This is a genomic window from Pseudomonas sp. JZ114, assembly GCF_051027705.1.
Lineage (GTDB): Bacteria > Pseudomonadota > Gammaproteobacteria > Pseudomonadales > Pseudomonadaceae > Chryseomonas > Chryseomonas luteola.
Genome location: NZ_CP069256.1, coordinates 1,201,534 through 1,226,635 on the forward strand (window position 1 = coordinate 1,201,534; position 25,102 = coordinate 1,226,635).

The 25,102-nt window shown below is 57.5% G+C and carries 21 protein-coding genes; 11 read left to right on the plus strand and 10 right to left on the minus strand.

Annotation, left to right across the window (positions count from 1 at the left end):
- Positions 1 to 155: 155 nt before the first annotated feature.
- Complete coding sequence (locus tag JQR90_RS05640) at positions 156 to 2,924, minus strand: ATP-binding protein (RefSeq protein ID WP_010797455.1); 2,769 nt, start codon at positions 2,922 to 2,924, stop codon at positions 156 to 158.
- 271 nt (positions 2,925 to 3,195) lie between these two features.
- Between JQR90_RS05640 and cysM the strand changes: the two genes are divergently transcribed.
- The 4 genes from cysM to mazG all read left to right on the plus strand — a co-directional run bounded on the left by cysM (position 3,196) and on the right by mazG (position 8,826).
- Positions 3,196 to 4,095 carry a cysteine synthase CysM gene (gene cysM, locus JQR90_RS05645; protein WP_010797456.1) on the plus strand — a complete coding sequence of 300 codons (900 nt, stop codon included), beginning with the start codon at positions 3,196 to 3,198 and terminating at the stop codon, positions 4,093 to 4,095.
- 26 nt (positions 4,096 to 4,121) lie between these two features.
- Positions 4,122 to 5,468 carry a 23S rRNA (uracil(1939)-C(5))-methyltransferase RlmD gene (gene rlmD, locus JQR90_RS05650; protein ID WP_073450368.1) on the plus strand — a complete coding sequence of 449 codons (1,347 nt, stop codon included), beginning with the start codon at positions 4,122 to 4,124 and terminating at the stop codon, positions 5,466 to 5,468.
- Between the two features lie 194 nt (positions 5,469 to 5,662).
- The gene (relA, locus tag JQR90_RS05655; protein ID WP_010797458.1) at positions 5,663 to 7,906 is read left to right on the plus strand and encodes a GTP diphosphokinase; all 2,244 of its coding nucleotides are present in this window, start codon (positions 5,663 to 5,665) and stop codon (positions 7,904 to 7,906) included.
- A gap of 86 nt (positions 7,907 to 7,992) precedes the next feature.
- Positions 7,993 to 8,826: a nucleoside triphosphate pyrophosphohydrolase gene (mazG, locus tag JQR90_RS05660; protein WP_010797459.1), complete on the plus strand. Its 834-nt coding sequence runs from the start codon at positions 7,993 to 7,995 to the stop codon at positions 8,824 to 8,826.
- A 19-nt stretch (positions 8,827 to 8,845) separates the two neighbouring features.
- On the opposite strand, the gene JQR90_RS05665 is transcribed toward mazG, so the two are convergent.
- On the minus strand, positions 8,846 to 9,769 hold the full coding sequence (locus JQR90_RS05665; protein WP_010797460.1) for an aspartyl/asparaginyl beta-hydroxylase domain-containing protein: 924 nt from the start codon (positions 9,767 to 9,769) through the stop codon (positions 8,846 to 8,848).
- Positions 9,770 to 10,028: 259 nt separating this feature from the next.
- On the opposite strand from JQR90_RS05665, the gene JQR90_RS05670 reads away from it, so the two are divergent.
- The gene (locus tag JQR90_RS05670; protein WP_010797461.1) at positions 10,029 to 10,568 is read left to right on the plus strand and encodes a DUF2058 domain-containing protein; all 540 of its coding nucleotides are present in this window, start codon (positions 10,029 to 10,031) and stop codon (positions 10,566 to 10,568) included.
- A 16-nt stretch (positions 10,569 to 10,584) separates the two neighbouring features.
- On the opposite strand, the gene JQR90_RS05675 is transcribed toward JQR90_RS05670, so the two are convergent.
- The 3 genes from JQR90_RS05675 to JQR90_RS05685 form a co-directional block, all read right to left on the minus strand.
- Entirely contained in the window at positions 10,585 to 11,928 is a 1,344-nt protein-coding gene (locus tag JQR90_RS05675; protein WP_010797462.1) for an HD domain-containing phosphohydrolase, read from the minus strand.
- Positions 11,929 to 12,046: 118 nt separating this feature from the next.
- Positions 12,047 to 12,691, minus strand: coding sequence for a YciC family protein (locus JQR90_RS05680; RefSeq protein WP_010797463.1), 645 nt, complete (start codon positions 12,689 to 12,691; stop codon positions 12,047 to 12,049).
- 35 nt (positions 12,692 to 12,726) lie between these two features.
- Positions 12,727 to 13,305: a cysteine hydrolase family protein gene (locus tag JQR90_RS05685; protein WP_010797464.1), complete on the minus strand. Its 579-nt coding sequence runs from the start codon at positions 13,303 to 13,305 to the stop codon at positions 12,727 to 12,729.
- Between the two features lie 132 nt (positions 13,306 to 13,437).
- Between JQR90_RS05685 and JQR90_RS05690 the strand changes: the two genes are divergently transcribed.
- The 3 genes from JQR90_RS05690 (at position 13,438) to JQR90_RS05700 (ending at position 16,368) form a co-directional block, all read left to right on the plus strand.
- The gene (locus JQR90_RS05690) at positions 13,438 to 14,793 is read left to right on the plus strand and encodes a Gfo/Idh/MocA family protein (protein ID WP_010797465.1); all 1,356 of its coding nucleotides are present in this window, start codon (positions 13,438 to 13,440) and stop codon (positions 14,791 to 14,793) included.
- 179 nt (positions 14,794 to 14,972) lie between these two features.
- Positions 14,973 to 15,728 (plus strand): DUF2076 domain-containing protein, encoded by a 756-nt coding sequence (locus tag JQR90_RS05695; protein WP_010797466.1) that lies wholly within the window; start codon positions 14,973 to 14,975, stop codon positions 15,726 to 15,728.
- A gap of 133 nt (positions 15,729 to 15,861) precedes the next feature.
- On the plus strand, positions 15,862 to 16,368 hold the full coding sequence (locus JQR90_RS05700) for an NYN domain-containing protein (RefSeq protein ID WP_112297893.1): 507 nt from the start codon (positions 15,862 to 15,864) through the stop codon (positions 16,366 to 16,368).
- Between the two features lie 3 nt (positions 16,369 to 16,371).
- Here JQR90_RS05700 and JQR90_RS05705 read toward each other — a convergent pair whose 3' ends face one another.
- The gene (locus tag JQR90_RS05705; RefSeq protein WP_010797468.1) at positions 16,372 to 16,845 is read right to left on the minus strand and encodes an Lrp/AsnC family transcriptional regulator; all 474 of its coding nucleotides are present in this window, start codon (positions 16,843 to 16,845) and stop codon (positions 16,372 to 16,374) included.
- A 295-nt stretch (positions 16,846 to 17,140) separates the two neighbouring features.
- Between JQR90_RS05705 and yedA the strand changes: the two genes are divergently transcribed.
- The gene (yedA, locus tag JQR90_RS05710; RefSeq protein WP_434140629.1) at positions 17,141 to 18,076 is read left to right on the plus strand and encodes a drug/metabolite exporter YedA; all 936 of its coding nucleotides are present in this window, start codon (positions 17,141 to 17,143) and stop codon (positions 18,074 to 18,076) included.
- On the opposite strand, the gene JQR90_RS05715 is transcribed toward yedA, so the two are convergent.
- A complete protein-coding gene (locus tag JQR90_RS05715) occupies positions 18,060 to 19,199 on the minus strand; it encodes a glutathione-independent formaldehyde dehydrogenase (RefSeq protein WP_010797471.1) in 1,140 nt (379 codons plus the stop codon). The genes yedA and JQR90_RS05715 overlap by 17 nt on opposite strands.
- Before the next feature lie 308 nt (positions 19,200 to 19,507).
- On the opposite strand from JQR90_RS05715, the gene JQR90_RS05720 reads away from it, so the two are divergent.
- Entirely contained in the window at positions 19,508 to 20,824 is a 1,317-nt protein-coding gene (locus tag JQR90_RS05720) for a DEAD/DEAH box helicase (protein WP_112297892.1), read from the plus strand.
- A gap of 52 nt (positions 20,825 to 20,876) precedes the next feature.
- Here JQR90_RS05720 and JQR90_RS05725 read toward each other — a convergent pair whose 3' ends face one another.
- Both JQR90_RS05725 and JQR90_RS05730 read right to left on the minus strand, forming a co-directional pair.
- Entirely contained in the window at positions 20,877 to 21,347 is a 471-nt protein-coding gene (locus tag JQR90_RS05725) for a hemerythrin domain-containing protein (protein WP_010797473.1), read from the minus strand.
- A 136-nt stretch (positions 21,348 to 21,483) separates the two neighbouring features.
- Complete coding sequence (locus JQR90_RS05730; protein WP_010797474.1) at positions 21,484 to 22,719, minus strand: TIGR03862 family flavoprotein; 1,236 nt, start codon at positions 22,717 to 22,719, stop codon at positions 21,484 to 21,486.
- 129 nt (positions 22,720 to 22,848) lie between these two features.
- Here JQR90_RS05730 and JQR90_RS05735 point away from each other — a divergent pair, with 129 nt between their 5' ends.
- A complete protein-coding gene (locus JQR90_RS05735) occupies positions 22,849 to 24,174 on the plus strand; it encodes an NAD(P)/FAD-dependent oxidoreductase (protein WP_112297878.1) in 1,326 nt (441 codons plus the stop codon).
- Here JQR90_RS05735 and JQR90_RS05740 read toward each other — a convergent pair.
- A complete protein-coding gene (locus tag JQR90_RS05740) occupies positions 24,171 to 25,097 on the minus strand; it encodes a histone deacetylase family protein (RefSeq protein ID WP_010797476.1) in 927 nt (308 codons plus the stop codon). The genes JQR90_RS05735 and JQR90_RS05740 overlap by 4 nt on opposite strands.
- Between the last annotated feature and the right edge of the window lie 5 nt (positions 25,098 to 25,102).

The following is a 25,102-nucleotide window of genomic DNA, read 5'->3' on the forward strand; positions in this document are numbered from 1 at the left end:
TTAAGCGGCGGCGAATATCGCATACCGGATTTAAGGTGTCACGATAATGGCGCCATGGAATGAACGCCGTTTATCGAAAAGATAGCTGCCTACTATATAGTGTTTACAAAGGAGTGAAACCTTGAACACTGAGTTGGCCTATTGGCATCACTCCGTTAAATAGGTGTTTTGGACATGGTCGAAAGCTGCACGATAGCGGCATCAAGCTCGTCCAGAATGGGCGATGAAGTAGGGGCGCCTTGTTTGAGCAATGTCTCGCTCTGATAGCACGCGGCTCGTAACTGAGGAACTCCACAGTAGCGGGTTGCGCCATGCAGGCGGTGGATCCGCTCGATTAGGCCGATGCGGTCACCATTCTCTCGGGCCGAGCGGATGGCTTGCCGGTCAGCTGCCAGCGAGGCGAGCAGCATGGTCAACAGGTCACTGGCCAGATCGGCCTTGCCTGCGGCCAGCCGCAGCCCTTCGTCTTCATCCAATATGGCCAGATTGGCAATGTCTGCCCCGGAAGAGGACAGCGGGCTCATCTCCTGAGTATCGTTTTGCTGAAGGCGCAGACCAGTCCATTTGAGCACCACCTGGGCAAGCTGCCGATCACTGATGGGCTTCGTTAAGTAATCATCCATGCCTGCCTGAAGCAGGGCCCGCTTCTCGTTGGACATGGCGTGGGCAGTCAATGCCACGATAGGTACCGGCGGATGTTCGCTTTCCACCTCCCAGGCGCGAATCGCTTCAGTGGCCTGTCGGCCATTCATGCCAGGCATCTGTACGTCCATGAAGATAAGGTCGTAGCGCTCCCTCTGCGCCGCTTCGACAGCGGCATAACCACTGTCGACACCCGTGACCTCAGCGCCAAGGTCGGTAAGAAGCGTTTCGACCAGCAGCAGGTTGGCGGGGTTATCGTCAACACAGAGCAGGCGAGGTGCGCGGTCAATTCGGGTATGGGCAGTATTCTCAGGACGAGTCGGCCGCTGATTGAGCAACTCACCGACGGCTCGTTCCAGTTTACGGCTGCAGGCGGGCTTGGCCTGCAATTGGCAATGCACATCTGGTAAGGCTGCATGGAACACGGACTGATCGGTCGTGGGGCAGAAGATCAGCGAGTTACAGTCCAGCCGCTCCAGCTGCCAGACGCGCTCAGTCAGTAGATCAGGTGGCAGGGTGCTGGAACTTACCCCAAGTACGGCCAGCGTGATGGCGGCCTCGCTTTTCCGCTGCCTGGAAACGGCTTCCGTCAGCTGCTCAAGCGTCTCGAACTCGACCACCTCCAAACCGCAATCTTCCAGCTGATGACGTAGCGATTGGCGTGTCAGCTCGTGTGGTTCCACAAGGCCTACGCGGCGGCCGGCAAAGGCCAGTCGGCGATGGGTTTCCAACGGATTGCGCGATTTGGGCAGGTTGATGGTGATCCAGAACTCGGATCCTTCCTCGGGCTCGCTCTCCAGTCCAATTTCGCCGCCCATTTGCTCGACGAGACGTTTGGAGATGACCAGACCCAGGCCGGTGCCCCCCGCCTGTCGGGAGAGTGAATTATCTGCTTGGGTAAAGGCCTGGAAAAGCATGTCCCGATCTTGCTCGGAGAGACCAATGCCTGAGTCCTGAACACTGATCCGTAGCTGGGCATGGTCATCGTCTTCATCTTCCACCATGGCGCGGACAGCAATAGTGCCTTCGTGAGTGAACTTGATGGCGTTGCTGACCAGGTTGGTCAACACTTGGCGCAGGCGCTGGGGGTCACCTACCAGATGGACCGGAGTGTCACGGTAGATCAGGCTGACCAGTTCCAGCTGCTTTTCATGTGCAGCTGGCGCCAGAATAGTCATGGTGTCCTGAATCATGTCGCGCAGATTGAAAGGAATACTTTCCAGAACCAGCTTGCCGGCTTCGATCTTGGAGAAGTCCAGGATCTCATTGATGATGCCCAGCAGGCTTTCAGCAGAGTTCTGAATAGTGCCGAGATAATCTTGCTGCCGGGGCGTCAGCTCGCTTTTTTGCAGCAGATTGGTAAAGCCGATGATGCCATTGAGGGGCGTTCTGATCTCATGACTCATATTGGCCAGGAATTCGGACTTGATCCGGCTGGCTTCCAGGGCTTCCTTGCGGGCGAGATCCAGCTCGATGTTCTGGATTTCGATGGTTTCCAGGTTTTGCCGCACATCTTCCGTGGCCTGGTCGATGTTGTTCTGCATTTCCTCCTGGGCGTTCTGCATGGCTTCGGCCATACGGTTGATCCCGTCGGCCAAGGTATCCAGCTCGTAACTGCCAAGGTCTTTGGGCAGGCGGGTTTCCAGCTGACCGTCCTTGAGATGACCCACGCCATCGCTGATGATGCGCAGGGGATGATTGATGCTGCGACCGATACGGACAGCTACCACGGCTGTCAGGCAGAGACCGAAGATGATCAAAAGGAGGCTGATCACCAGATTGCGGTAGCCGCGCAGGAGGGTGGCATGGTGAGACAGCTCGATATCGATCCAGCCCAGCAGGTGCGAGCTGGGCATGTTGACCTCACCGGTAATGAGCTTGAGATGCCGGGCCTGAACGGGTAGATGGAAGTGTGTGACATCCAGGCCGCTGCGCAGGCTGGCGGTCTCGCCATCGTCGTTACGAATGGCGATTGTCATACGAGGGCCGGCATGGGCCAGGATTTTCTGGTCGGCACTGATGAACTCGACAGCCCGTACATCGGCCTGATCAAGTACATCCTGGGCAATGCGCTGGAGCAGGACCCGGTCATCCCGAAGCAGGGCAGGCGCGGCCAGTGGTCCAAGCTGTTCGGCGATCAGTTGGCCGCGCTCTTCCAGCACCGTCCGCATGTCGGATAGCTGAACCCAGCTGAAGTAACCGCCCAGCACCATCGCCATGACACACGTCGGTAGCAGGCTCAGCAGCAGGATGCGGCCCTTGATTCCCAACTCGTTCAGCACTTACCCGTCTCCAGAGCAACAATGGGGGAAGTGTAAAACAGTTGTTTCGATTGCCGGGACGATTTTGTGGCGGATGGTCGCTAAACGGTTCTCCGCGGGAGTAAACAGGCCGAAAATGCTGGAGTCGTGGTGTCAGCTCACGGCCAGAGGCTGCGGAAAAGACGACCTGATATCGCCTTTATTCATCCCGCGCATCATGAGATTAGGGAACGCCCCTCATTTGCCGGTATCATAGAGGCCTATTCAAAGGCAGCGGAACCGAGCGAATTCCATGAGCGTGCAGTATCCGACCATTGCCGACTGCGTCGGCAATACACCGCTGGTGCGTTTGCAGCGCCTGCCCGGTGAGACATCCAATACCCTACTGGTCAAGCTGGAAGGCAATAATCCGGCCGGATCGGTAAAAGATCGGCCAGCCTTGTCGATGATCACGCGTGCCGAGTTGCGCGGTGACATCCAGCCGGGCGATACACTGATCGAGGCGACCTCGGGCAATACGGGCATTGCCCTGGCGATGGCTGCAGCCATCAAGGGTTATCGCATGGTTCTGATCATGCCGGATAACTCCAGCGCCGAGCGCAAGGCGGCCATGACGGCTTATGGCGCCGAGTTGATCCTGGTCAGTCGCGAAGAAGGCATGGAGGGTGCGCGTGATCTGGCGACCCGTATGCAGGCCGAGGGCAAGGGCAAGGTGCTGGATCAGTTCGGCAATGGGGACAACCCTTCTGCCCACTACAGCTCGACCGGCCCTGAAATCTGGCAGCAGACCGGCGGTAGCATCACGCACTTCGTCAGTTCCATGGGTACGACCGGTACCATCATGGGCGTGTCGCGCTACCTGAAGGAGCAGAATCCTGAGGTGCAGATCGTCGGACTGCAGCCGAGCGAAGGTGCCGCCATTCCCGGTATCCGCCGGTGGCCGCAGGAGTACCTGCCAAAGATTTTCGATGCCACGCGTGTGGATCGTATTGTCGACATGAGCCAGGAAGAGGCGGAAGACGTGATGCGCCGTCTGGCTCGGGAAGAGGGTATTTTCTGCGGCGTATCGTCGGGTGGTTCCGTAGCGGCTGCGCTGCGTATTTCCAAAGAAGTTGAGAATGCAGTCATCGTGGCGATCATTTGTGATCGTGGTGACCGTTATCTTTCTACTGGTGTTTATGATCCGCGTTAAACGCGGGTTTGATTCAAGAGAACAGTATGCGTGCAAAAGGGCTGCGTTTTCAGCCGAGCGGCGGTAGCCGGGCCTCGTCGGTTCCGGTCGGCAAGAAACAGCGCCTGACCATTGAGAAGATGGCCAATGATGGCCGGGGTATCGCCTATCTCGAAGGTCGGACCTGGTTCGTTTCGGGTGCCTTGTCATCGGAAACGGTTGAGGCACGTGTGTTGTCTGCCAAAAGCCAGGTGGTTGAGGCACGTGTGGAGCGGGTGCTTGAGCCTAGTGGCGAGCGACGCCTGCCTTCGTGTGCCATGGCCGGTCGTTGCGGTGGCTGCACCTTGCAGCATATTCCGCATGAGGCTCAACTGGCCCTCAAGCAGCGTACGCTGGCCGAGCAACTACAGCGATTTGCCGGCGTGACGCCCAATGAATGGGCTGCGCCACTGCATGGCCCAGAGCTGGGCTATCGGCGTCGTGCACGCATCGCGGTGCGCTGGGATGCCAAGGCTCGCCGCCTGGATGTTGGATTTCGGGCGCTTGCCAGCCAGGATATCGTTCCGCTGGAGGCCTGTGGTGTGCTGGTTGAGCCATTGCAGCCTATTGCCAGGGCGCTACCGGTTTTACTTGTCGGGTTGGAGCAGCCGCAAGCCATTGGTCACGTCGAGCTGTTTCAAGGGACGGCCTGCGCCATGCTGGTGCGGGTCACGCGTCTGCTCTCGCCGCGTGACAGTGATCATCTGCGGCATTTCTGCACGGAGCACTCGGTTCAGCTCTGGTGGCAGGCTGAAGGTGAGCCGTATCCCGACGAGCCCGAGGCAGCACTTAGCTACCGACTGGAGCCATGGAACCTGACGATTGCCTACCGTCCGGGTGATTTCGTACAGGTCAATGCATCGGTTAACGAGGCGATGATTGCACAGGCGCTTGACTGGCTTGCGCCGGAGCCGAATGAGCGGGTGCTCGATCTGTTTTGCGGACTTGGCAATTTCGCCCTGCCATTGGCGCAGCATGTGCATGCCGTGGTTGGCGTAGAAGGCGTTTCCGTCATGACGGAGCGTGCGAGTAAAAATGCCCGGGCCAATGGCCTGGATAACGCGCACTTTTTCCAGGCAGACCTGTCGAAGCCGCTTATCGATGCGCCATGGTTTGGCCAGACCTTTTCATCCGTATTGCTGGACCCGCCACGTGATGGCGCGTTGGCCGTAGTGCAGCAGATGAAGCAACTGGGTGCACAGCGTGTGCTCTATGTGTCCTGTAATCCCGCTACATTGGCACGGGATGCAGGCGAACTGGTTCGTCAGGGGTATGTTCCTGTGCGGGCTGGAATCCTGGACATGTTCCCGCAGACGGCGCATGTCGAGGCGATGGTTTTGTTTGTAGCGAGGTAGGGGCAGGTCTAGCGAAAAGTAATGAATGAGGGTGAGTCCGGTGTGACTGTATTCGGGACTGTAATGGCCTTTTACATTCCGATCACTCGCAGATCACCTGAATACGTGTTTTTTCGTTTAGCCTGAACCTCGCGTAATCGGCCAGTTGATGGCTGGACTTAAACGGCGCAATAAATAGCGCCGAGGAACGTAAGATGGTACAGGTCAGAGCGCATCAACCCGTCAATAATGATGGCAGCATCAACATCGAGGCATGGCTCGATCACGTCCAGAGCATGGACCCGAACTTCGAGCGTCAGGCCTTGCTGGAAGCATGCGAATTCGCTCGTGCGGCCGAAGCAGAGGCCGCACCCTCCGAACACTTGTGGGCTCCGGGTACCTCCAGTTTTCAGACGGGGCTGGAGATGGCGGAGATCCTGGCAGATCTCAAACTGGATCAGGACTCCCTTGTCGCCGCGCTGATCTACCGCGCCGTACGCGAGGGCAAGGCGAGCCTGGAAGAAGCTGGCAAGCGTTTCGGCCCGGTTGTGGCCAAGCTGATTGAAGGCGTGCTGCGCATGGCGGCGATCAGTGCCAGTCTCAATCCGCGGCAATCAATGGTGCTGGGCACCCAGGCCCAGGTGGATAACCTGCGCCGCATGCTGGTAGCCATGGTGGACGATGTCCGCGTGGCTTTGATCAAGCTTTCCGAGCGTACCTGTGCGATCCGGGCGGTCAAGAACGCCACGGATGAACGCCGCAACCGCGTCGCGCGTGAAGTGTTCGATATTTATGCACCGTTGGCGCATCGCCTCGGAATCGGCCACATCAAATGGGAGCTGGAGGATTTGTCCTTCCGCTACCTGGAGCCGATTCAGTACAAGCAGATCGCCACGTTGCTGCACGAGCGCCGGCTCGATCGCGAGCAGTACATTGCCGATGTCATGCAGCAGCTCAAGCAGGAGTTGGCTGCAACGGGCGTCAAGGCGGATATCAGCGGTCGTGCGAAGCATATCTACTCGATCTGGCGAAAAATGCAGAAAAAAGGTCTGGATTTCAGCCAGATCTACGACGTTCGTGCGGTTCGTGTGCTTGTTCCTGAAATCCGCGACTGTTATACCGCCTTGGGGATCGTCCACACCTTGTGGCGCCATATTCCCAAGGAATTTGACGACTATATTGCCAACCCCAAGGAAAACGGCTACCGCTCTTTGCATACGGCGGTGATCGGCCCTGAAGGCAAGGTGCTTGAGGTGCAGATCCGTACTCATGCCATGCATGAGGAGGCGGAGCTGGGGGTGTGCGCTCATTGGCGTTACAAGGGGACGGATGTCAAATCGGCCTCCAGCCATTACGAAGAGAAAATCTCCTGGCTCCGGCAGGTGCTGGAATGGCACGAGGAGCTGGGTGATATCGGTGGCCTGGCCGAGCAGCTGCGGGTAGATATCGAACCTGACCGGGTCTATGTGTTTACACCGGATGGGCATGCCATCGATTTGCCCAAGGGCGCTACTCCACTCGATTTCGCCTATCGTGTGCACACTGAAATCGGGCATAACTGTCGGGGCGCCAAGATTAATGGCCGCATCGTGCCGCTCAATTACACGCTGCAGACAGGTGAGCAGGTAGAAATCATTACCGGCAAGCAGGGTTCACCCAGTCGTGACTGGCTCAACCCGAACCTGGGCTATGTAATGACCTCGCGTGCTCGGGCCAAGATCGTTCACTGGTTCAAGTTCCAGGCCCGTGATCAGAATGTGGCTGCCGGGAAGGCCATGATCGATCGAGAGTTGCTTCGTCTGGCGCTACCGCCGGTGGACTACAACACGCTCGCCGAAAAGGTCAATTACAAGAATGCAGAGGATATGCAGGCTGCCCTGGGAGCAGGTGACCTGCGTCTTGCCCATGTCATGCATGCGGCTCAGCAGCTGGTCGAGCCAGAGAAGGAGACCGATCCACTTGATCTCTTGCAGCGCAAGCCGTCTCCGCACAAGTCGGGCAAGCGGGGCGATGTACAGATCAACGGTGTAGGCAACCTGCTGACTCAGATTGCCGGGTGCTGCCAACCGGTGCCGGGTGATCCCATTGTCGGCTACATCACGCTGGGCCGTGGCGTCACCATTCACCGTCAGGATTGCCAGAATGCGCTGCAGCTTTCCAGCCGTGAGCCCGAGCGTATCATTCAGGTCAGCTGGGGGCCGGTGCCTGTCCAAACCTATCCGGTGGATATCCTGGTCAAGGCCTACGACCGCCCGGGGCTGCTGCGTGACGTCTCGCAAGTGCTGCTCAACGAGCGCATCAACGTATTGGCAGTCAACACGCGTTCCAACAAGGAAGAGAACACGGCCAACATGTTGCTTACCATCGAGATTCCAGGGCTGGATGCGTTGGGGAGGCTCCTGGGACGTGTCTCCCAGCTACCTAACATCATAGAAGCCCGTCGTAATCGTGCCACCTGAGCCCCGCCGGAGCCGTGTATGACCATGAAAGGGTGAGCGTAAGCTCGCCCTTTTTATTGACCGTATTTCGATTGTAAGGACGACCTATGTATAGCCTCGACGATCTGCTTCATCTCATGGCCCGACTGCGTGATCCGCAGCATGGGTGCCCTTGGGATCTCAAACAGACCTACGCCAGCATCATCCCGCACACGCTTGAGGAGGCTTACGAGGTAGCCGATGCCATCGAGCAGGGCGACTATGCGCAGCTGCGTGATGAGTTGGGGGATCTGCTGTTTCAGATCGTCTACTACAGTCAGCTAGCCAAGGAAGAACACCGGTTCCTGTTTGCAGACGTCGTAGACAGCATTACCCGCAAGCTCGTGCGGCGCCACCCGCATATATTCCCCGACGGCGATCTCTATGGCCCTCTGGATCAGCCCCGTCTGAGTGAGGAAGCCATCAAGCAGCGCTGGGAAGAAATCAAGGCGCAAGAGCGTGCCGAAAAGGCCGAGACGCCAGAGCAGCTCTCTCTGCTGGATGACGTTCCTGCTGTGCTGCCAGCGCTGTCTCGTGCGGCCAAGCTACAGAAGCGTGCAGCTGGAGTAGGTTTTGACTGGCCGGCCGCAGAGCCCATCATCGACAAGCTGCACGAAGAGCTGAACGAAGTTATCGAGGCCATGGCCGAGCAGGATCATGAGCACATTACTGAGGAGGTTGGTGATCTGCTCTTTGTGGTGACCAACCTGGCCCGCCATCTCAAGGTCGATCCGGAAAATGCCTTGCGCGGTGCCAACAGCAAGTTCGAGCGGCGCTTCCGCTTCATCGAGCAGGCGTTGCGCGAGCAGGGTAAGCGTCCGGAAGCATGTGAGCTGGAAGAGCTGGATGCGTTATGGGATGCTGCCAAGGCGAAGGAGCGAGCGGCCAAAGCGCCCCGTTGAGCGCTTTGGCACAGATGGATCAGCCGAAGATCCACTTCAACAGCAGGGCAAAGACCAGGATGGCCAATACAGGCTTGAGCACCTTGTATGCCTTGGGGTGGCGACGCTTGAAGCTGCGAACCATGCCACCAAATGCATCACCGAAGCGCTTGCTGAAGGCATAGGCCTGGTTGATACCGCCTACACGTTCTCCATCAACGTTCTGAGGCGCAGTGGCGCTGCCCAGGAAATGACTGACGCGACGGTTGATGGCAGTCAGCAGACGCGAGCGGAGCGGACGTTCGATATCGCAGAACAGGATGACCCGTGTCTGCTCCGTTTCGTTCTTGACCCAGTGCACGAAGGTTTCGTCGAACATGACGTCTTCACCGTCCCGCCAGGCATAGGGTTCGCCGTCTACGTAGATCCGGCAGGCATCCGAATTGGGAGTCGACAATCCCAGGTGGTAGCGCAGGGAGCCGGCGAAGGGATCACGGTGCGGGTTCAGATGGCTGCCGCCGGGCAGCAGCGCAAACATGGCACCTTTTACATTAGGGATGCGACTGACCAGTTCGACGGTCTTGGGGCAGAGCGTCTGGGCTGAAGGCAGCGGCTCGCCATACCAGGTCAGGTAAAAACGCTTCCAGCCCTTCTTGAAGAAAGAGCCAAAGCCCGCATCGTTGTTTTTCTCGGCGGCGCGAATATAGCCTTCGTCGAACAGGTGCATGGCCTCTTCACGAATGACCTCCCAGTTGTCCTTGAGCACATCCAGTTCCGGGAAACGCTCACGATCAAGGTAAGGCTTGGAGGGTACGCTGGAGAACAGATACATCAGAGAATTGTAGGGCGCGAAGACCGCAGAATGATTGACCAGCTGACGCAAGAATGGCAGGCGTGAGCGGCCGCGCAGATGTACGAACAGTACGCTGGCAACGAACAGGGCAAGAATAATAAAGGTAATCATGGGGCTCGGCTTTTCAGGTTGAGCTGGTTAGCAGGCTAAGCATTTCAGTGGCGTAGTGTGCCAATATTAACGCGCTGACTATATGGTGGTGATTATTTCACTCTATACCCATGCTTGCACTGCGCAAAATCAATGCACAGGATAGTTGGCGAACATTGACGATTCCGATTGTCGGCTGGCCTAGGGGCCGACCGTCCGGGTACTATGCGTCTTTTAACGTAACATGCCCGCCCGACGGGCTTTAGAACGAGTTGCACCCATGAGTATGTCTTTGCGCGACCAGCTCCTGAAGGCGGGTTTGGTCAACGAGAAACAAGCCAAGCAGGCTACCAAGCAAAAGCAGAAGCAAACCCGTATGGAGCACCGCGGGCAGGCTGAGAAGGATGAGTCCCAGAGACTGGCTGCCCAACAGGCCCAGGCTGAAAAGCTTGCCCGGGATCAGGAGCTTAATCGTCAACAGGAAGAAAAGAAGCGGCGCAAGGCTGAGCAGGCTCAGATCAAGCAGTTGATCGAAGGGAGTCGCCTGCCAAAGCTTGAAAGCGACGATTACTATAATTTCGTTGATGAGAAGAAGGTCAAGCGCGTCCCGGTCAATGCCTTGATGCGTGAGAAGCTGAGCAAGGGTAGCCTGGGGATCGTGCGACACGAAGGCCGTTATGATGTAGTACCCCGCGCAACGGCTGAGCGCATCCAGGAGCGTGACCCACGCCGAGTCGTGCTGCTCAATGTGCAGAATGAAGCGCCAGATGCGGACGATCCATATGCGGCGTATCAGATTCCTGACGATCTGATGTGGTAAGCCAGGATCCGGCCGCTTATGCGGCCGAGTCTCTTTGGGCAGGAAGCCTGGCAAGCACTGTGTAATGTCCGCCTTCGATTTCTTCGAATGCGATCAATTTGTCAATCAGGGGCAAGGTCAGCACTTTACCTTCATTCAATAACAGCATGCCGTTATCAGCATGAAGGTTGCTGGCCAGGATCATGCCGGCCCTGAGCTGGTGTGTGCTCAGCGCATGGATATTAGGATCACCAATTCGTACGTGGGGCAGACAGTGTATGCAGGTCTTGATGAAGGGTTCTACCAGTTCAGGATCGTACAGTTTGCCTGCGTATTTGCGTATGAATAGCAACGCCTCATCGTGACTCAGGCGTCTATCCATAACCAAGCCCAGCTGTAGCTCGACGAAGTCGATGGCAAGCTTGAGTAACCGAGCGCCTAACGGAATTGCTTCACCCTTGAGGTGATCTGGAAAACCGTTACCGTCCCAGCGCTCCTGATGATGACGAATCAGGTGAGCGCTATCCTGCAAAGGCTCAAGCGCCATCAATAGGGATTCGCTCTTGGCCGGATAATGACGGTAGGTTTCTCGCTCGTTGGGATGCAGGTGTTCGTAGGGCGTGGTAATCAGCGCATCGCTCCACGGCAGTTTTCCAATGTTGTATAGCGCAGCCGCCATTGACAAGACACGCGTGGTGCTCTCATCGAACGTATATTGCTCGCAGTAGGCACGTATCAAGGCGATAACTTGCGCATTCGCTTGCTTGTCCTTGGGCAGTCGCTGGTTGATAAGTAGGGAAAAGACTTCCGTACTGGTGACATAACTGCGATGCAGCTCGGCGAAAGAGAGATCGAGCATGTCTGCCGTTTGCTGAAGCTCGGCAGTACGTGCCTCGACCCGTTTTTCCAGGGTCTCGTTAAGTTGGCGAAGCTGAGCGTTCTGGTCTCGAGTAAGCGCTTCGAGCCGATGCCGCTCATGTCGTGCCTGCTGATAGGCAAGTGCTTTCTGCACATTCAGCCGTAATTCCTCAGGGTGCCATGGCTTGCTGAAATAGTGATAGATCTCGCCTGCATTTATGGCATCGATCAATGTGGCAAGGTCTGGCTGGCTGGTCAGTAGAATACGTAAACAGCCGGGGTTGCGCGCTTGTACGGCAGCCATAAAGGAGGCGCCATCCACACCCGCGATAAGCGCGTCGGAAATAACCAAATCAATAGGGTGCTGATCCAGTAGTGCTAGCGCTTCTGGCCCATTATGGACGGCATAAACCGTACAACTCAGGCTGGCTAGTAAAGCTTCAAGGTGAGAGAGGGTGCTGGGGTCTTCATCAACGAGCAGCACGGTAGGCGATGATACAGGGACAGTCAGGAGCTCGCTCATCGCGACATACTCCGCAAGGCTGATCAGGCGTATTTATTGTTATGGCGGGATCCAGCCCCGCCTGTATGGGAGGACCCGCCTTAAGGGTAGCGGCCGCCTGGCTTGAGACTTGATGGCTTCAAGACGAACGGTCAGCCATCATGAACAGGCGAAATATGGCGATCGAAGAGATGAGCTGGAGCAGACCAGACAGGCTCTGCAAAATGATTTGCAGGGCTGGCGTATCGCTAAATTGACTGCTGATCCAGGCATCCAGCAGCCAGGCGGGTAGAAGCGTGATTAGGATCAGCGGCAGTAGGGTCAGGAAATGTCCGCGAGTCTTCTGGAAGCTGGCGCTCATGGCCTCCAGCGGGGCCATGCCACGCAGGACCAGCATGGGCTCGGCAAAGGCAAACTTCACCATGACCAGAAAGCCTGGCACGATCATCAGCGAAAAGCCGAGCACGACCAGCGAGGCAACCAGGCCCGCCATGATGGCGAAGCGGGGCCATAGACGAAGGGCATGACCCCATAGCTCGGTAATTGGAGGCATATGGCCATGGCTACGGGCATTCAAGAACAGGATGAGTGAGCCGGTGTAGATCGGATAGAACATCACACCGACCAGCAGCTCCCAAAGGCCTCCTTCAGTGCCGAAGTGCTGAACCACCTGCCAGCGTGCCACGCTTTCTATGACCAGCCAGGGAAGGCAAAGGATCAGCAGCGAAACCAGGTGGCGGGAGAAAAAATACAGTGCATCGCGCAGGATATTGAAAGGCGTCATGACTCGCTTGTCCGATAAGAACGGAACGGCTTTTATCAGCCGTTTTCTGACAGGGTAAAACCGAGGCCTGACAGCAGCTGGGCTGTCGTCATGACGTCGGCATATTCTTGTTGCAGGTTGGACATGGCCATGGCGTGAACCTCTTCGGCGCTTCGGGGAGTGCCATAAAAGTCCGTCTTGGCAAAGGTGTAGCAGGCGTCCTCTACCACACGTGTGGCAAACCCCAGGTTGCTGGCCGTCCGGGCAGTTGCTTCCACTGAATTCTCGCTGGCTACGCCGGTAATCACAACCTGCTTGATGCCGCGGATATGTAGCCAGCGCTCAAGGCCGCTATGGATAAAGGCATCGGTAACGTTCTTCTCAAAGACCATTTCCTGGGGCAACGGGCACAAGCGTGGCTGAAACGCTGCGCCTGGCTGGCCCGGTGCGAAAACAGATTGCGGATCACGTGAGATATGACGCACATGAACGATCGGCCAGTGTTGTTCACGCCAGACCGTGAGCAGGGCCGCGATTCGCTGCTCAGCTTCAGGGTGGTTACGTGGTCCCAGCACGGGTGACTGGATACCTTGTTGCTGGTCAATGATCAGTAGGGCGGCGGGCTCTGTGGTCATGAAAGCGCTCTAAGGTGGGGAGCTGGAAACTGTACACGCCCTTGGTCGGTTGTCCATGTCTTGTAACAAACGCGAGGAACTTGCGCGTTTCGCAGGCCTTCTGAACACAAAGCCTACTTTCAGGAGAGCCTTATGAGCAATGCGTCAGATGGTCTGGGCGGACGTCGTAAATTTCTCATGTATGCCGGACAGGGTGCGGTAGCAGCCGGTGTGCTTGGCCTGGCCAGCAACAGTGCCTGGGCCCAGAACACGTCGGGCGCTGCCCAGGCGGTGCCGACGGGCGGGGCGGGCCAGCCAGCAGAGCAGTTGCCCAAGCCCATTACACTGCCGCATATGCAGGAAGGCAAAAGCGACAAGACGGACATGCCGGTTCAACTGGGACGTGACCAGCGTGTCGGGGTTGCAGTTGTGGGCCTGGGAAGGCTGTCGCTTGAGGAGATCCTGCCAGCCTTTGCGTCCTCCAAGCGATGCAAGGTGACCGCGCTGGTCAGCGGAGATCGCGAAAAGGCAATGCGTGTCGCCCAGATGTACAACGTGCCCGAAAGTGGTCTCTACAACTACCAGAGCTTTGATCAGATCCGTGATAACCCGGACGTGCATGTCGTCTATATCGTATTGCCCAACAGCATGCACCATGAGTTTACGCTGCGAGCCGCCAAGGCGGGCAAACATGTCCTGTGCGAGAAGCCCATGGCCAATTCCGTAAAGGAATGCCAGGAAATGATCGAGGCCTGCGCTCAAGCCAATCGGTTATTGATGGTGGCTTATCGCATTCAGTATGAGCCGCGTAATCGCCAGGTAATGGAGTGGCTGCGCAACGGAACCGGGCTTGGCACTGTGAAGCTGCTGGAGATGGCGAACTGTCAGAATCAGTCCAAGGAAAATGTGGACCAATGGCGGCACAAGAAAGCCTTGGCCGGTGGTGGGGCCTTGCCGGATATAGGCCTGTATTGCCTGAACACCGCGCGCTTTCTGTTGGGCGAAGAGCCGGTCGAGGTGTTCGCCACGCAGTACAGCACGCCGGATGACCCGCGCTTCAAGGAAGTCGAGGAGGCCATGCTCTGGCAGATGCGATTCCCCAGTGGTGTACACGTGCAGTGCATGACCAGCTACTCCACATTCAATTCCAAACGCTATCGGGTCGTAGGGGACAAGGGATGGGTAGAAATGGACCCTGCGTTTTCCTACCGGAACCTTCAGCTCAAGCGCAGTCAGGAGTCGCAGAACACGACGGAGTTCGTCGCGCCGGTGGTGGAACAGATCAATGCCCCCGACAAGAACCAGTTCGCTATCGAAATGGACCATTTCGCCGAATGCGTTGTAACCGGCAAGAAGCCTTACACCCCCGGTGAGGAGGGGCTACAGGATCAGCGCATCATGGAAGCTTTGTATGAGTCGGCGCGAACCGGTCGGCCTGTAAAGCTGGATGAGGTCAAGCAGAAAGATGCCTTCCGCGGCACGCCGCCTAGCAAGGAGGCGTCGAGCTGAATCGATTCTGAATGGCTGCGGGGACAGAATTGAAATATCCGGGGCTGACCGGCATTTATAAAGGGCCGGTCCGCTGGTAGAAACCGATCTGCCAGCGGACCATGACTCGACATTCACGAACACCTGTGCAGGTATACGGCGCCTGGGTTTTCGTTTCTTGGCCGTCTTCGGGAGGTCACATGCAATCTGAAGAGAAACAACTGATCGAAGGCCTGTTTACGCGCCTCAAGGATGCGGAGGCTCAAACCGCCAGCCGCGACGCTCAGGCTGAAGCTTATATTCAGGAACGCCTGCATCAACAGCCCGCCGCACCGTACTATATGGCTCAGGTCATCCTGATCCAGGAAGCGGCACTCAAACGTCTGGATCAGCGGGTGCGCGATCTGGAAGCGCAGGTGGCGCAGATGCAGCAGAACAAGCCGAGCAGCGGTGGCTTTCTGTCCAACCTGTTTGGTGGCGGCTCCCAGCAGGAGCAGTCGCGATCGCAGAGTCAGGCACAAGCTCAGGCACCTCGTGGTGGCTGGACCGACCCGGGCCCGCGCCAGGCGCCTTCCTATGGCCAGGCGCCTGGGTATGGTCAGCCTAATCCAGGGTATGGCTACAATGCCGCACCGGCTGCGCCCTCCAGAGCGGGCAGCTTTTTAGGGGGAGCAATGCAGACTGCTGTGGGGGTGGCCGGCGGTGTATTGCTGGCGGAAACTATTTCCAGCATGTTTCACGATTCCCAGCCGCAGGAAATCGTCAACATCATCAATGAAGAACCTGCGGCAGACTTGGCCAGCGATACTGGGGGCCAGGACAGTGGTTTGACGCCGGCCAGCGACGCTGGCGGCTATGATGATGGCTACGGTGACGGCGGCTTCCAGCAAGCCGACTACGGAAGCGACGACAGTGGCTTTTTTGACGATGGTGGGGATGACGATCAGTTCATCTAATCGACCGTTCGAAAGCAAAGGCAGCCCAATTGGCTGCCTTTGTCGTTTCAAGTGACCTATTCTGTAAAAACGGCTTCAGGCCGGTGGTAGAGGAGCGTATCGGGGCGGAGTGACCCGGACAGAAATGACCTTGATGTACGCGACGTTAGTCGATGGGAGTGTTGTGAAGAAGATTGCTGTGTTCGTCGATGTTCAGAATATCTATTACACGGTTCGCCATACGCATGGCTGCCACTTCAATTACGCGAACTTCCTAAAGGAAATCTCGCAACGGGGCGAACTGGTGTTTGCGTCAGCCTATGCCATCGAGCGAGGAGACAGCCGGCAACAACAGTTCCAGCAGATCCTGCGTAATCTGGGTTTTACGGTAAAGCTCAAACCCTATATTCAGCGCAGTGACGGTTCCGCCAAAGGCGATTGGGACGTAGGTATCACAATCGATGTGCTCGATGCTGCGCCCAAGGTCGATGAAATCGTCCTGGCTTCAGGAGACGGTGACTTTGACCTCCTGCTGGAGAAGGTCCGTGAGTGTTACGGCGTTCATACCCGTGTCTATGGCGCTCCTGGTCTCACGGCGCATGCCTTGATCCGGGCAGCGGACGAATACGTCGTCATCGAGGACGGTTTGCTGTTGCGCTGAACATCAGGCGCGGCGGATGGATCGAGCGTCCTCGACTGCCGGATATAGTTTGGCTGGAGTCTGTCTTTCGAAAGGCGTCGATAGAATGATCGACGTCTTGCTCATGCCGTAGCGCATCAGCCGATCGATGAGCGCCTCCAGTTCAGCCATGTCTGCCACGGCTGCCCGCAGCACGATACAGGACTCACCCGTTACGCGATGGCAGGCGATAAGCTGCGGAATCGCGGCCAGCTCATCGAACAGTTTGTCGCTGCTGGTCTTGTTCAGTGTTACTGAAATCAGACATTCGATTGGTTGGCCAAGGGCTTTGAGGTTGACCGACGCGTGATAGCCGGTAATGACACCGCTGGCTTCCAGTTTCGCGACACGTTCTGCTACCGCAGGAGCCGACAGATTAACTCGCCGCGCCAGATCGGCAAACGAGGCTCTGCCATTTTCCAGTAAGGCATTGATGATCTGTCGGTCATAGTGATCCATACGTCCTCCTGTGACGGTTTGGAAACCTCGCCTGTTTTATCAAAAGACCTTTGAAACGAAGGCGGGGGGGCAGAAAAAACAAGCTTATCGCATTAACGCGCTCGCTTGCTCTTTCTAAACTAATGGTCTGGTTCGTAAGCCGCTGATCGACTCTGACCGTATTCAGGATTGCACGCTGCGCCTGGCCGAGAGGGCCGCTTCCTATAGCAAGGAGCCTGCTGCTTGAATACGTTTTCCGGTTCTTGATCACCTGTACGACTCAGCTACCAGGATTTCAATCATAAGAGTTGCCACCATGCCTGCCCGGGATAGCCGTTCGCTGTTGCTTTTGTTGTGTGCTTTTTTCGCGCTCTACGTTATTTGGGGCTCGACCTATCTGGTCATTCGCATCGGTGTTGAGTCGTGGCCGCCCTTGTTGATGGCCGGTTTACGTTTTCTGATTGCTGGCAGCCTGTTATTTGTCTGGCAACTTTCCCGAGGAGCCCCCATGCCGACACGGCGTGAGTGGGTAGGTAGCGGCTTGGTCGGGTTTCTGCTGCTCAGTTGCGGAAATGGCGGTGTGACCCTGGCCGAACACTCGGGGGTTGCCTCTGGAGTAGCCGCGCTGGCTGTGGCTACGGTACCGCTCTTCACCTTGTGCTTCGGCCTGTTCTGGGGACAGCACAATACCCGGCTCGAATGGGCTGGGATTGGCTTGGGATTCATTGGCATTCTGCTGCTGAACCTGGGCGAGAACATGCAGACGACCCCCCTGGGGGCGGTGATTACCCTATTTGCAGCTGCCAGCTGGGCTTTCGGTTCAGTGTGGAGCCGTCATCTGCCACTGCCGGCAGGGCCGATGGCCAGTGCCGTCGAGATGATTGTGGGCGGAGGCATTCTATTCATTGGCAGCCGTCTCAGCGGTGAGCCGTTGACCACACCGTCGACCATGGACGGCTGGTTGGCGTTGGGGTATCTCATCGTGTTTGGCTCGATCATCGCGTTCAGCTCCTACATGTATCTGCTAAAACATGTACGACCGGCCGCAGCGACCAGTTACGCCTATGTCAATCCGGTCGTGGCGGTGCTACTGGGGATTGTGTTTGCTGGGGAAAGGATAGGTCAGGCGGAATGGATGGCCATGATAGTAATCGTGGCGGCCGTGATACTGGTCGGGCTTCCACAGTGGCGGGCGAGAGGCAAGGCTCGCAAAGCGAACCTTGCCGAGGCGGAAGTCAAGCCGCAGGCTTGAGCACCACTTTGGTCCAGCCATCGTCCCGGGCATCGAAATGCTTATAGGCGTCCGGGGCCTGGTCCAGCTTGAGGCTATGGGAGATGATCTTCGAGGGAGTGGCGCGTCCAGCATGAATCAGGGCGCTCAGGCGACGGTTGTAGGCCTTTACGTTGGCCTGACCTGTCCGAATCTGCTGACCCTTGAACCAGAACTGACCGAAGTCAAAGGCCATTTTGCCTTCCTTTGCCAGTTCATTCTGTGCGCCTGGGTCCTGCGGTATGAAAACACCCACTACGCCGATGCCTCCAGTCGCCTTGGTCGAGGCAACCAGATTATTCATGGTGAGGTGATTGGCTTCATGACCATGGCGGTCGCAGCATTGATAGCCCACACACTCGCAGCCGCGGTCCGTACCTCGGCCATTGGTTTTGTTGAGAATCTGTTCGACCGCCTCGCCTTCTGCGCCGTTGATGGCAATTGCCCCCAGATGCTCGGCTAATGCGAGCCGGTCAGGGTGCGTGTCGATCACGAAGACCTGCGAAGCCCCTTTGATCATGGCCGAGTGAGCAGCCATCAGCCCTACAGGACCGGCCCCGTAGATGGCGACTGATTCACCCGGTAAAAGGCCCGCCAGTTCGGTTGCATGCCAGCCGGTGGGAAAGATGTCGGAGAGCATGACGTAATCGTCTTCTTTCTCCTGGGCATCTTCGGGCAGTACCAGGCAGTTGAAGTCGGCGTAGGGAACGCGCAGCAGCTCAGCCTGGCCGCCTTCATAAGGGCCCATTTCCGCAAAGCCATATGCAGCACCCGCACTACCGGGGTTGGCGGTCAGACAGAATCCGGTCAGGCCTTTTTCGCAGTTCTCGCAAAAGCCGCAGCCGATGTTGAAGGGCAGGCATACATAATCACCGACCTTGACGCGATCAACACCCGAGCCGATTTCGACTACCTGACCCAGATTTTCGTGGCCCAGGATGCGGCCTTGTTCAAAACTGGTACGGCCTTCATACATGTGAAGGTCAGAGCCGCAGATGTTGGTAGTAGTGATACGCACCAGAGCATCTGTAGGTTTTTCGATCTTGGCATCGGTGACATTCTTGATGCTGACATCACGAGGGCCGTTATAAACGACAGCTTTCATGGAGTCTCCTTGCTGGATTGTTCGATATCTGGCTGTGCCAGTCGAATTCATCAAATCCTTGATCGGTAAGGCCATACATGAGGGTTACCGCCTGAGACGTCCAGGGCATCCTTTAAGAGTTGGTCTGCACGAATAGCTGAGCGTTCAAGAAAAGATCCATTAAAGCGGCGTATCCCTCAAAACGGGGTGCAAAAGCGTTCATTCGGAAGGGCAGGAGTCGGCGTTTGTCTACCGCTCCGATGGCCGCGCTCGACGCTACGTTGCTTGGCGCCTACAATTTCGTCCTTTTCTTCATTGCGGTTAGCGTCATGACTTTTGCCGAACTCGGCCTGATCGAGCCTTTGTTGCGTGTGCTCGACGCGCTGGAACACACCACTCCGACTCCGATCCAGGCTCAGGCCATTCCTGCGGTACTCAAAGGCCGCGATCTGCTTGCCGCGGCCCAGACGGGTACAGGCAAGACAGCTGGCTTTGCTTTGCCGACACTGCAGCGCCTCGTTCAGGAGGGCCCGGCAGTCACGGCGAACCGAGTCTGTGCATTGATTCTTGTGCCAACCCGCGAACTCGCCGAGCAGGTTCACACCAGCGTACGTGATTACGCGCAGCATTTGCCGCTGCGTACGGCGGTGGTATATGGCGGCGTCAGCATCAATCCGCAGATGATGAAGTTGCGTAAAGGGGTGGATGTGCTGGTCGCCACGCCAGGTCGTTTGCTGGATTTGTTCAACCAGAACGCTGTGCGCTTTGATCAGGTACAGACGCTGATCCTCGACGAAGCGGATCGAATGCTGGATCTGGGCTTTTCCCGCGAGCTGGGCGAGATTTTTGTCATGGTGCCCCAGCGTCGGCAGACACTTCTTTTTTCCGCTACGTTCTCCGAGGCCATTCGTGATCTGGCCAAGCCACTGCTGCGCGATCCGTTGACCATCGATATCAGTCCGCGCAACACGACCACCAAGAGCGTCAAGCAGTGGCTGATTCCCGTGGACAAAAAGCGTAAGGCGGAACTGTTCTGCCACCTCTATGCGCAAAAGCGCTGGGGGCAGGTGCTGGTATTTGCCAAGACCCGTAAGGGTGTCGACCAGCTGGTGGAAACGCTGACGCAGGAAGGTATTCGTGCCGAGTCGATTCATGGCGACAAGCCTCAACCGGCTCGTCTGCGTGCGCTGGCTCGGTTCAAGGCGGGTGAAGCGGATGTTCTGGTGGCGACTGACGTGGCCGCACGAGGTCTGGATATTCAGGACTTGCCGCTCGTGGTCAATCTGGATCTACCCATCGTGGCGGAAGATTACGTCCACCGCATTGGACGTACAGGGCGTGCCGGTGCGACCGGGGCGGCCGTTTCTCTGGTAGCTGCCGATGAAGTCGACCACTTGGCAGCCATTGAGACGCTGATTGGACAAACCATTGCGCGACGGGACGAGCCGGATTTCATCCCTGATCACAAGGTGCCGCAAACCGGTCCTGGTGGCGTTGTGATGAAAAAGCCGAAGAAGCCGAAGAAACCCAAGGTAGGCTCAGTGAGCGACGCTAAAAGCGGGAAGCCTCTGGGGCGCTGGATCGAGAACGACAAACCGTCGGTAAAGCCGGTTCGCAAGATGCCTGGGTTCGGCAAGAAGAAGTAGGTGATCGTGCAGTCTCTGTAACACCGTCCGGCGTTACAGAGACGGTCAGGGCTCAAGCCGCTTTGCGTGCGTTGAGCTCTTGCTTGAGCGACTTTTTGCGCTCCTGCATTTGTGTGCCTAGCTCGTCCAGCTGGGACGCCAGCAATTCCTGGGCATCCTTGAACATCTCTTCTTCTTCCTCTTCGATGTGATGCTCAAGCAGTTCCTTGACCACTTTCACACGGCCAGAAAACTCCAGGCTATCAGGCGCTGTAGCCTTGATGTGCGGCAACACCAGCGAGTCGACTGCCCGATGCTCTTCAATCGCTTCGTAATACATCTTTGCTTCTTCTTTCTTGCCCGCCGCCTTGAACGCCGGATAGAAAATTTCTTCCTCGATATGCGTATGAAGTGTCAGCTCGTGTTCAAGCTTTTGCACCAGATCCTGACGCTTTTTAACAGCGCGCTCGGAGGTGCTGCTCAGCTGCTCAAGAATATCGAGAATGGTTTTATGATCGTTTTTCAGGAGGTCGATAGCATTCATGGTCAGGCTCTCTCATCATAAGGATAAGCACGGTAGTAAGCCTCGTCACGGGCTCTATGAGAGCTGACCATGGGCATGACGAGGCGGTTCGGGGCATCCGACAGGAGGGCTGTGATCAAGGCCGCACAATAAACGGTTACCGGTTCAGCCAGGCTGCAGCACCCAGGCCGGCGGTACGGCCAGTAGCAAAGCAGGCCGTCAGCAGATAGCCTCCCGTAGGCGCTTCCCAATCCAGCATTTCACCGGCACAGAACACGCCCGGCAGGGCGTTGAGCATGAGCTGCTCGTTCAGCGCTTCAAACGGCACGCCGCCGGCCGAACTGATGGCTTCCTCGATAGGACGGGGGCGGATTACAGTCAGCGGTAACGATTTGATCGCGGCTGCCAGATGCTGCATGTCATCAAACGCCTTGGCGGGAGCCAGCTCCCGCAGCAGGGCAGAGCGAGCGCCTTCCAGCCCGGCATGGGCACGCAAGTGATTGGCCATGGACTTGCCTTTGCGCGGCTTGCTTAGCGCCGCGGCAAGCGCGCTCTGTTCCTTGGTAGGCGCAAGGTCCAGGTATAGGGTGGCGGAGCCGGTACGAAGCAGTTCGGTGCGAATTTCAGCCGACAGGGCATAGACCAGACTGCCCTCAATGCCTGTCTCAGTCAGCACGAATTCGCCTTGGCGGCGAGTACCGTCTTTAAGCATCATGGCTACAGGCTTGATAGGCGAGCCGGCAAATTTGCTGCGTAAATGATCGCTCCACTGAGCGACCTCAAAACCGCAGTTGGCTGGTTGCAGCGGGGCAAGGGCAATACCCTGCTCCTCAAGATATCCTGTCCACACCCCATCGGAGCCCAATCGCGGCCAGCTGGCTCCACCTAAGGTCAAGACTGTCGCCCCGGCGCGCAGGCAGGTTTCCCCCGCCGGAGTGGAAAAACTCAGGGCGCCGTGCTCGTCCCAGCCCAGCCAGCGGTGCCGCGTATGAATGCGAACGCCTGCTTCCCGCAGGCGATGCAGCCAGGCTCGGAGCAGAGGAGCGGCCTTCATGTCTGTGGGAAAGACGCGGCCTGAGCTGCCGACAAACGTCTCGATGCCCAGCCCATGAATCCAATCTCGCAAGCTATGACTGTCGAATCCGTCGAGGCAGCGGGAAAGGGGGGCTTCACGCCCGCGGTAACGGGAGCGAAAGGCGGGTTGGTCTTCGGCATGGGTAATGTTCATGCCGCCTACCCCGGCCAGAAGAAACTTGCGTCCGACTGAGGGCATACCGTCATATACGTCTACTGTTACACCAGTACCGGCCAGAACTTCGGCAGCCATAAGGCCGGCAGGCCCACCGCCGATAATGGCGGCGGTACGGGAATGAGTAGGCACGTGTGGGGACATGACAGCCATCGCAGGTAGAGAAAGCCCGCCAGTTTACCGCGAAGTACCAGCAGAATCCCGCTGGTGTACGATTGAACAGGGCATGGCTCTTGCGTGACTAACTGATTATCGATGAACGGAGCGTGGTGGATGGGACCCGAGGTTGATCTAGTCAAGGCGGATAAGGCGCTACCAGCCAAGGTTCAGGTCGTTGTGATCGGCGGCGGCATTGCCGGGACCAGCGCGGCATTGGCGCTGGCGCGGGAAGGCATTTCCGTGGTGCTCTGCGAGAAGGGTTATATCTCTGGAGAACAGTCCAGCCGCAACTGGGGGTGGGTGCGCAAGCTGTACCGTGACCCCCGCGAGATTCCGCTGGCAGTTGAAAGCCTGAGGCTCTGGGAGGGTCTCAATGAGGTTGTACAGGGTGAAACCGGTTTTCGCCGCTCCGGCATTCTGTTTTCGTCCGAATCCGAACAGGAGGAGGCCGACTATGAAAAATGGATCAGTGTGGCGCGTCAGCATGATATAGACGTGCGCATGGTGTCTGGCAGCGAGCTCAAGCAGTTGCTGCCAGCCGGCGAAGTCAGCTGGAAAAGCGGTATCTATTGCCCCACCGATGGGCGCGCCGAGCCCCAGAAAGCAGCACCTGCGATCGCAACGGCGGCCCAGCGGTTCGGAGCTGTCATTCTGACCGACTGCGCCGTGCGGGGGCTGGAGCTGTCGGCCGGGCGGGTCAGTGCAGCCATTACCGAACGAGGCCGAATTGCCTGCGAGTCCGTAATCCTGGCAGGTGGGGCCTGGTCGAGCCGTTTTCTGAAGGACCTTGGCGTGCGACTGCCACAACTCAAGGTACGCAACAGCGTACTGCGGACGGCGCCGCTGGAGGAGGGGCCTGACTGTACGCTCTGGACGCGCGACGTGGCATTTCGCAAACGCCTGGACGGTGGCTATACCATTGCCAATGGCAGCGTGAATATCGCTTCGCTGGTACCCGACAGCTTCCGCTTCTTTCTGGACTTTTTACCGACCTTGAAATCGGAATGGTCGAGCCTGCGGATCCGGTTTGACGAGCGCTTCCGCCAGGAATGGCATGAAGGCAAACCTGTCCCGCTGGATCGCCCGTCTCCCTACGAATATATGCGCGTGCTGGATCCTTACCCGGACCCTCAGCAGAACCTGAACGCCATGAATCAACTGGTTCGTCAGTTTCCAGTGTTTGCCAAGGCACAGATCGCCCAGCAGTGGGCGGGGCTGATCGACGTAACCCCGGATGCCGTTCCTGTTATCTCCGAGATTGATGCAGTGCCTGGATTGGTTGTGGCGACAGGGCTTTCCGGTCATGGGTTTGGCGTGGGGCCTGCGGTTGGGCAGCTGGCAGCAGACCTGGTAACAGGCGCCAGGCCGATCGTTGACCCTTATGAGTTCCGGTTTACCCGCTTTTCCGATGGCTCCAAGCCCAGACCCATGAAGCTCTAGCCCGGCGCAAGCCCACTGTCCCAGACCTTGGCGGCGCTGTGATGCAGGATGCCGTGCCGTCTGGCCAGCAGAGCTCGGTCCCGGTCGTAGCCGCCGCCAATTACGCCGACGACCGGGATGTCCCGGCTCAGGCAATGGCGGATGACGTATTCGTCCCGTGCAGCGATGCCTTCGTCCGTCAGCAGGAGATAGCCCAGGGCATCGCTGGCATGCACGTCAACACCAGCGTCATAGAGCACAACGTCAGGCTGGTAGAGAGGTAAAAGGTAATTTAGTGCCTCCTCAACGGTATGCAAATACCCTGCATCACCCATGCCCTTGGGTAATGGAATGTCCCAATCGCTCTGTGCCTTACGCGCCGGGTAGTTGGTCTGGCAATGCAGCGACACCGTGACGGCATCGGGAACATGTTCAAGAATTCGGGCAGTGCCGTCCCCCTGGTGAACATCGCAGTCAAAGATCAGAACGCGTCCCGCCTTGCCGCTTTCCAAGAGATATAGCGCCATGATGGCCAAGTCGTTGAAGATACAAAACCCAGCTGGGTAATCATGATGTGCATGGTGCGTGCCCCCAGCCATATGGCAGGCCAGCCCGTGTTGCAACGCTAGCTCCAGCGTCAATAGCGAGCCGCCCACAGCGCGAATGGTTCGTCGTGCCAGTGCCTCGCTCCAGGGCAGACCCAGCTGGCGCTGCTCGGCATGGGACAGCTCGCCGCCCATGTAGCGCTCGACATAGACCGGATCGTGAGCCAGGGCCAGCACTTCTGGCTTAGGCAATTCCGGGCGGTACAGATTGTCAGCCGTCACCAGTCCGCTTTCGCTCAAGTGCTCATAGAGCAGGCGAAACTTCTCCATCGGAAACCGATGCTCGGGTGGAAAGGGTGGGCTGTAATCGTCGTGGTAAACCAGAGGAAGTGCTGTCATGAAAA

What these genes read in the sequence shown, in the direction of transcription:
- cysM (WP_010797456.1), top strand. Translation starts at nt 3,196, where the DNA reads ATGAGCGTGCAGTATCCGACCATTGCCGACTGCGTCGGCAATACACCG.
- rlmD (WP_073450368.1), top strand. Translation starts at nt 4,122, where the DNA reads ATGCGTGCAAAAGGGCTGCGTTTTCAGCCGAGCGGCGGTAGCCGGGCC.
- relA (WP_010797458.1), top strand. Translation starts at nt 5,663, where the DNA reads ATGGTACAGGTCAGAGCGCATCAACCCGTCAATAATGATGGCAGCATC.
- mazG (WP_010797459.1), top strand. Translation starts at nt 7,993, where the DNA reads ATGTATAGCCTCGACGATCTGCTTCATCTCATGGCCCGACTGCGTGAT.
- JQR90_RS05665 (WP_010797460.1), bottom strand. Translation starts at nt 9,769, where the DNA reads ATGATTACCTTTATTATTCTTGCCCTGTTCGTTGCCAGCGTACTGTTC.
- JQR90_RS05670 (WP_010797461.1), top strand. Translation starts at nt 10,029, where the DNA reads ATGAGTATGTCTTTGCGCGACCAGCTCCTGAAGGCGGGTTTGGTCAAC.
- JQR90_RS05675 (WP_010797462.1), bottom strand. Translation starts at nt 11,928, where the DNA reads ATGAGCGAGCTCCTGACTGTCCCTGTATCATCGCCTACCGTGCTGCTC.
- JQR90_RS05680 (WP_010797463.1), bottom strand. Translation starts at nt 12,691, where the DNA reads ATGACGCCTTTCAATATCCTGCGCGATGCACTGTATTTTTTCTCCCGC.
- JQR90_RS05685 (WP_010797464.1), bottom strand. Translation starts at nt 13,305, where the DNA reads ATGACCACAGAGCCCGCCGCCCTACTGATCATTGACCAGCAACAAGGT.
- JQR90_RS05690 (WP_010797465.1), top strand. Translation starts at nt 13,438, where the DNA reads ATGAGCAATGCGTCAGATGGTCTGGGCGGACGTCGTAAATTTCTCATG.
- JQR90_RS05695 (WP_010797466.1), top strand. Translation starts at nt 14,973, where the DNA reads ATGCAATCTGAAGAGAAACAACTGATCGAAGGCCTGTTTACGCGCCTC.
- JQR90_RS05700 (WP_112297893.1), top strand. Translation starts at nt 15,862, where the DNA reads ATGTACGCGACGTTAGTCGATGGGAGTGTTGTGAAGAAGATTGCTGTG.
- JQR90_RS05705 (WP_010797468.1), bottom strand. Translation starts at nt 16,845, where the DNA reads ATGGATCACTATGACCGACAGATCATCAATGCCTTACTGGAAAATGGC.
- yedA (WP_434140629.1), top strand. Translation starts at nt 17,141, where the DNA reads ATGCCTGCCCGGGATAGCCGTTCGCTGTTGCTTTTGTTGTGTGCTTTT.
- JQR90_RS05715 (WP_010797471.1), bottom strand. Translation starts at nt 19,199, where the DNA reads ATGAAAGCTGTCGTTTATAACGGCCCTCGTGATGTCAGCATCAAGAAT.
- JQR90_RS05720 (WP_112297892.1), top strand. Translation starts at nt 19,508, where the DNA reads ATGACTTTTGCCGAACTCGGCCTGATCGAGCCTTTGTTGCGTGTGCTC.
- JQR90_RS05725 (WP_010797473.1), bottom strand. Translation starts at nt 21,347, where the DNA reads ATGAATGCTATCGACCTCCTGAAAAACGATCATAAAACCATTCTCGAT.
- JQR90_RS05730 (WP_010797474.1), bottom strand. Translation starts at nt 22,719, where the DNA reads ATGTCCCCACACGTGCCTACTCATTCCCGTACCGCCGCCATTATCGGC.
- JQR90_RS05735 (WP_112297878.1), top strand. Translation starts at nt 22,849, where the DNA reads ATGGGACCCGAGGTTGATCTAGTCAAGGCGGATAAGGCGCTACCAGCC.
- JQR90_RS05740 (WP_010797476.1), bottom strand. Translation starts at nt 25,097, where the DNA reads ATGACAGCACTTCCTCTGGTTTACCACGACGATTACAGCCCACCCTTT.